Source organism: Sphingomonas sp. ACRSK (genome assembly GCF_022346685.1).
Classification (GTDB): domain Bacteria; phylum Pseudomonadota; class Alphaproteobacteria; order Sphingomonadales; family Sphingomonadaceae; genus Sphingomonas; species Sphingomonas molluscorum.
On record NZ_JAKRNR010000069.1, the window covers coordinates 1 to 4,801 of the forward strand.

The following is a 4,801-nucleotide window of genomic DNA, read 5'->3' on the forward strand; positions in this document are numbered from 1 at the left end:
TGTGCCTGCGCGCTGACACCCGTCCGCGCCGTATCCACGATGTTCTTCAGCAGGCCCTGCAGGTGCTCCACCTGCTTATAGCCGGTGGTCCCATATTTGAACTCGCGGGTCAGAGCGGCCAATTCGGAAGAGACCTGAGCTGCGCTCTTTTCGCCGCGGGCGAACTGCTGCTGCAGCTGCGCCAAGCCGGGGATCGGCACGGCCGTGTTCACGAAGCTGGTGCGCGCGTCGACGTAGGCAGCGCGCGTGTCGTTCACGTCCTTTCGCGCGGCTAGAATCGCGTTCTGCAACAGCGCCTGGTTCTGTTCCTTGATCCGGCCGGTCGTCTTGTCGATGATCCCGGACAGGCTTTCCTGATGCTTCGCCAGCTCGTCGGCTGCGTTGCTCGCGTCGTCCGATCGGCTGATCAGCTGCCCAACGATCATGACGGCGCCTAGGAGGACAGCGCCCCACGTACCCGCCATGAAGGAGATGAAGCGGTTGGCTCCGCCCGTCATCAGATCGAGCGCCTGCACCACCTGCCCACCCTGCTGGGCGAAGATCACCATCAGCGGCGTGTTCAGCGCCCACTGCTGGGTGATGTCACCGATCTGGTAGGCGAGCTGCTGGCTGCCGGAACGGAGCTGCCCGGTCGAAGCGTGAGCACGCATCTGCGCGGCGGTGGCGTCGTCGAGCGCGTCCTGTTCCAACCGGAGCTTAGCGACATACTGGTCCAGCGAGATCGCCCCGCGGCTGACGAGCTCCCTTGCGTTCGCCATCTCCGCGTCGAAGCGCATCTGCGCGGCTGCGGCCGGGTCGATGGCGGCGATCAGCGCGCGCGTACGCTGCTCCAGCTGCTCCTCGGCATCGAGCAGTTCGCCCATCGCTAGCGCAGAGCGCTTGGCCGAGCCCTCCCACTGCCCAAAGCCGGTTCCAGCAGCCGCCTCCACCCGCGCCTGCATGGCGGTGAGCTCAGCAGTCTCCTGCGCCGTGGTGCGCGTGATGCCAGCCACCTTGTCGAGCACGGCCGCAGCCTGCTGCTCGGCAGCAATGAACTGGTCGAGCGTGATCCGCCCGGCATCATGCAGCGCCGCGGCCTCACGCATTTCGGCATTGTAGCGCTGCTGCGCCGCGAACGCCGGATCGATGGCGCTCACCAAGGCACGCGTGCGCGCGTCCAGCTGCTCCTCGGCGGCAATCAGCTCCTTGAAGGCGGCGGCAGATTGGCGGGCAGAGCCCTCCCACTGCCCAAAGCCGGTGCCGTTCGCATCCTCGATCCGCATCTGGACGGAAGACTGCGGCGCGATGGCAGCAATCTTGGCGGCGGCGGCGGCTTGGCGCTGCAGGGCGGCCTCGACGTCCTCACCGGCGCGCTCATAGGCCTTGCTCCAGCGCTTTGCCGATGCATCGCCGGAAGCGGCGATCTCGTCAAAGGTGCGGGTGACGTCGGCCTTGCCAGTGGTTCCCATGCGGATCGAGACGGACTTTTCCACGCGCCCTCCTCAATCCTCGCCGTCGCCGGCGAACTGCGCGACGATCGCGGCTTCCGCTGCCGGCAGCACGTCCGCCAGCATCTCCATGTCGGCGTCCAGCGCGGCGCCGACCGCCATCACCGCCGCGTAATCCAGCGCGAACGGCTTGCCCGTCATGCCCGCGACCCGCAGCTGCCGGTCACAGGACGTCAGGACTTCCCAGACGCCTTCCGCTTCCGCGGTGTCGGGCTCTTCGACCCGGTACGGGCAGGCTTTGCACCGGCCGCCTTCGCCGACTTGGCAGGTGAGCTGGCAGTATCGCTCTCCGGCATCGCCGCCTCCCCAGTGCCAACCTGAGAGGCGGCGGAGACGTTTTTTGTCCGCTCCCGCATGACGAATGGCATGACATACGCCTGATCGAACGCGTCGAAGATCAGCGGGTCGGAGAGCGCGTGCTCCAGGTTCTCCCGGCTGAACGGAAGCGGTTCACCGGCGCTGGCGTCCTCGCCGTCGGCCATCCGGCAGACGTCTTTCCAGTCGAGCGCGCCGGCGAGGATCAGGGCGACGCTCAGGGCGTCACCCAACTCCTCCAGCTGCTCGCTGGCCGGCGCATCGCCAGCCTCGTCCGCCTCCGCAGCATCTTCGCCGCGGAGAGCCTTCACTGCGGCCCGGCGCGCTGCACGCATCATCTTGCGGTCGATGGGGGCGAACAACACCTGCGCGCCCATCACGGGCAGCCAGGCCGGGCCCTCGGCCCGCTTGCTGACGACGAGCATCAGGCGGCGTCCCCGATCCACTCAAAGCGGACCTTCCGCTCCTCGTCGATCACCTTCAGGTCGCTGCCCTCGCGCACGAAGTTGCCGTGCTCGACGGCATAGCGCCGGACGGTGCCCTTCTCGACGTCCGCCTCCAGCACATGCGCGATCGCGCGGCCGGTGTCGGCATCGACGACCCGCAGCTTCGCAAAGTCAGGCGTCACGCCCGCCTTAACATAGGTTGGCACCGGCTTCGGTGCAGGCGCGGCTTCGGTCGTCGCATCAGCGGCGGTGTTTTCCTTCTTCACGGGCATTCTCCGCTGGAGGGGATCAGTAGCTGGCGACGTCGTTCGTCAGCACGGCTGTGAGCGTGTGGCCGCCGGCGCCGGATGCCTGCCAGTTGGAGGTCGCCTGGATACCGCCCGGGCCGCTGATCGGCGTCTTCACCCGCGGCAGGAACACGCGCGGTACGGTGAAGATCAGGCTGGCATCGCCGCGCTTCCAGCCAAACGACAGGTCGATCGGCGTGCCGTCAACGGCCGCGTCATAGAGGTCGAGCCGGTCGAAGCGCATCGTCAGCTCGCCGGTCATCATCGCCTTGAGCGGATCCGCGCCGTCGATCCGGCCGTCCTCGCGAATGGACTCCACCTTCTCGTAGTTGTTCGAGAAGGTGAAGCTGGCGCCGGTGACCGAGCCCAGTTCGACGCCGCCGCGCTTGATGGAGCCGGTTGCCTGCTGGAAGCGGTCACCGTGGAACATGACCGGCGTGCCGGCGACGCTCAGCGCCTGCTTGCGGGTCTCGCCCTGGGCGATGATGCCCATGGTGGCGTTCAGCATGCCGGAACGCGCCATGGATACGCGCAGCTGATTGGCGAGCGCGCCGAAGTTGACCGAGAAGCTGGGGATCTCGGGGTTGCCGATCTCAATCGAGGCGGACGGCAGTTCCGTCTTGCCCGAGACGAAGGTGTGCGCATAGCCGCCGCCCTCGACAGGCGCGGTGGTCGGAGCGCCCAGCAGCAGCGTCAGCCACCAGCCGAACGCGCGGGTGTCCATCGGCACCACGACGTCGCCGTCGTTGGTCGCGACGTCATATTCCGGGTCCAGTCCCTCGCGACCGAAGCCGAGCTGGTCGTCCTCGATCAGGGGCCGCTCTTCGCCGAGCGCATTGCTGACGAACGGCAGGCGCTTGAAGCCGGTCGTGGGCGTCTGCCCATAGGACGTCTCGAAGACGGCCGCCTGCACGGCATTGATGCCGAGCGCGCGCCGGCGGGTAGGCTGAACGGCCATGGTGGGTTCCTTCGGGCTCAGTTGAGAGGGGAAGTGGTCGAGTAGGAGGCGACCAGGTCGAAATCGCCGCCGCGCGCAGGGTTCGCGCCCTCGACGTAGATGTCGTCGGTGTTCGGGACGGTCGGCTCCAGCCAGTCGCAAAGCCCGCCGAGCGTGCGATCCGCCTCCACTGCGGTGCCGATCCGGCCCATCATCTCGTCGATGACCTCCTCGCCGGTTCGCGCGGTAGTTTGGTAGCCGTCGACCTCGATGGGAATGCGGTGGTCGTAGTGGTAGACTGGCGGACAGAGGTCGACCTCTGGCTCCCCTGGCTCCCCGCTGCGCACGACCACACGGCCGTTTGGCGGTACGCGCGCGGGCGCTGCGTCTTTGCCGTCCAGTCCCAGCACCGTGGCGCCTGGGAGCGCGGATTCGATCAGCGCCTTTACGGCGGCGAGAACGTCGAGGCGCTTGCTCACCAGTTCTTCTCCAGCCCGCGCGTGAAGGCGTCGATGTAGTTGGCGCTCCACCGAGCAGCTGGGCCTTCGAGGTCGAGCAGCTTGGGCATGCGCGCGCTCGGCACGAGGGTGTACATGAGGGTCAGGTTCGCGGTGCGGCCTTGACGCTGCCGGCCGGCGGTATTGGCGCGGACGCCGCGGCCGTTCCGGGAGCGTATCAACTGCATGAAGGCGAGCAGGTGGCCGCGCTTGCCCTGCCGGATGATGAAGTCGGCGTTGAACCGGTCCTCGCATTCCTCCGGCGTCAGCGCGCCTCCCTTGAGGCCGCGAGAGCCCATGCGACCGTTCGACTGCCTGGAGATCCTGCCCATTCTGGCATTCGCCCGCGGGACGTTGCCGGTCGGGATCCAGAGGAACTTTGCGCCGCCGACGGGGCGGATGGTGGCTCCGCGCACGAAGCTGTCGATGATGTCGGGCGCGCGGCTGTAGATGTAGCCGGCCGGGTTCATGCCGTTGCGCGACTTCGGATAGACGTTGCCGCGCCAGGTGTTCGCCAGGCGCTGTCCGAGCCCGGCCGACGTGACCTGCCCGCGCAGCTCGCGCAGCGCGTCGCCAGTGGTGGCGCGCATCGCGACGGTCGCGGCGCGTGCGACGCTGCTCTCCGCCTCGCGCATGACCTTCGCGAAGTCGGGGACACCGATCTCGACGTTCATGCCGGCGGCGCCGAGCAGGTCCAGGTCATGCCCTCGGCGTCCAGCTCCGGATCTCCGGCGATGATGCACACGGTCTCAACCTCAGCCTGGGTGGCCGGATCGATCTCGCGGATTACGAAGCGGTCACCGGGGGCCGGGTCCGGCACTTCCGAGCGGCG

At 67.9% G+C, this 4,801-nt stretch carries 8 protein-coding genes; all 8 read right to left on the minus strand.

The window, feature by feature from the left end; translation table 11 throughout:
* The coding region (locus MHZ35_RS17595) for a hypothetical protein (protein WP_239436811.1) at window positions 1-1,472 on the minus strand (1,472 nt) is incomplete at its 3' end.
* A gap of 9 nt (window positions 1,473-1,481) precedes the next feature.
* Window positions 1,482-1,628, minus strand: coding sequence for a DUF7697 family protein (locus MHZ35_RS17600; protein WP_239436812.1), 147 nt, complete (start codon window positions 1,626-1,628; stop codon window positions 1,482-1,484).
* Between the two features lie 32 nt (window positions 1,629-1,660).
* Entirely contained in the window at window positions 1,661-2,227 is a 567-nt protein-coding gene (locus MHZ35_RS17605) for a hypothetical protein (RefSeq protein ID WP_239436813.1), read from the minus strand.
* A complete protein-coding gene (locus MHZ35_RS17610; RefSeq protein ID WP_239436814.1) occupies window positions 2,227-2,514 on the minus strand; it encodes a hypothetical protein in 288 nt (95 codons plus the stop codon). Before MHZ35_RS17610 ends, MHZ35_RS17605 begins: the two co-directional genes overlap by 1 nt.
* 22 nt (window positions 2,515-2,536) lie before the next feature.
* The gene (locus tag MHZ35_RS17615; protein WP_239436815.1) at window positions 2,537-3,493 is read right to left on the minus strand and encodes a phage tail tube protein; all 957 of its coding nucleotides are present in this window, start codon (window positions 3,491-3,493) and stop codon (window positions 2,537-2,539) included.
* A 17-nt stretch (window positions 3,494-3,510) separates the two neighbouring features.
* Window positions 3,511-3,951: a hypothetical protein gene (locus tag MHZ35_RS17620; protein ID WP_239436816.1), complete on the minus strand. Its 441-nt coding sequence runs from the start codon at window positions 3,949-3,951 to the stop codon at window positions 3,511-3,513.
* Window positions 3,948-4,643 carry a DUF6441 family protein gene (locus MHZ35_RS17625; RefSeq protein WP_239436817.1) on the minus strand — a complete coding sequence of 232 codons (696 nt, stop codon included), beginning with the start codon at window positions 4,641-4,643 and terminating at the stop codon, window positions 3,948-3,950. The genes MHZ35_RS17620 and MHZ35_RS17625 overlap by 4 nt, the downstream gene beginning before the upstream one ends.
* The gene (locus MHZ35_RS18230) at window positions 4,640-4,789 is read right to left on the minus strand and encodes a head-tail joining protein (protein WP_446741075.1); all 150 of its coding nucleotides are present in this window, start codon (window positions 4,787-4,789) and stop codon (window positions 4,640-4,642) included. The genes MHZ35_RS17625 and MHZ35_RS18230 overlap by 4 nt, the downstream gene beginning before the upstream one ends.
* Window positions 4,790-4,801: the final 12 nt, after the last annotated feature.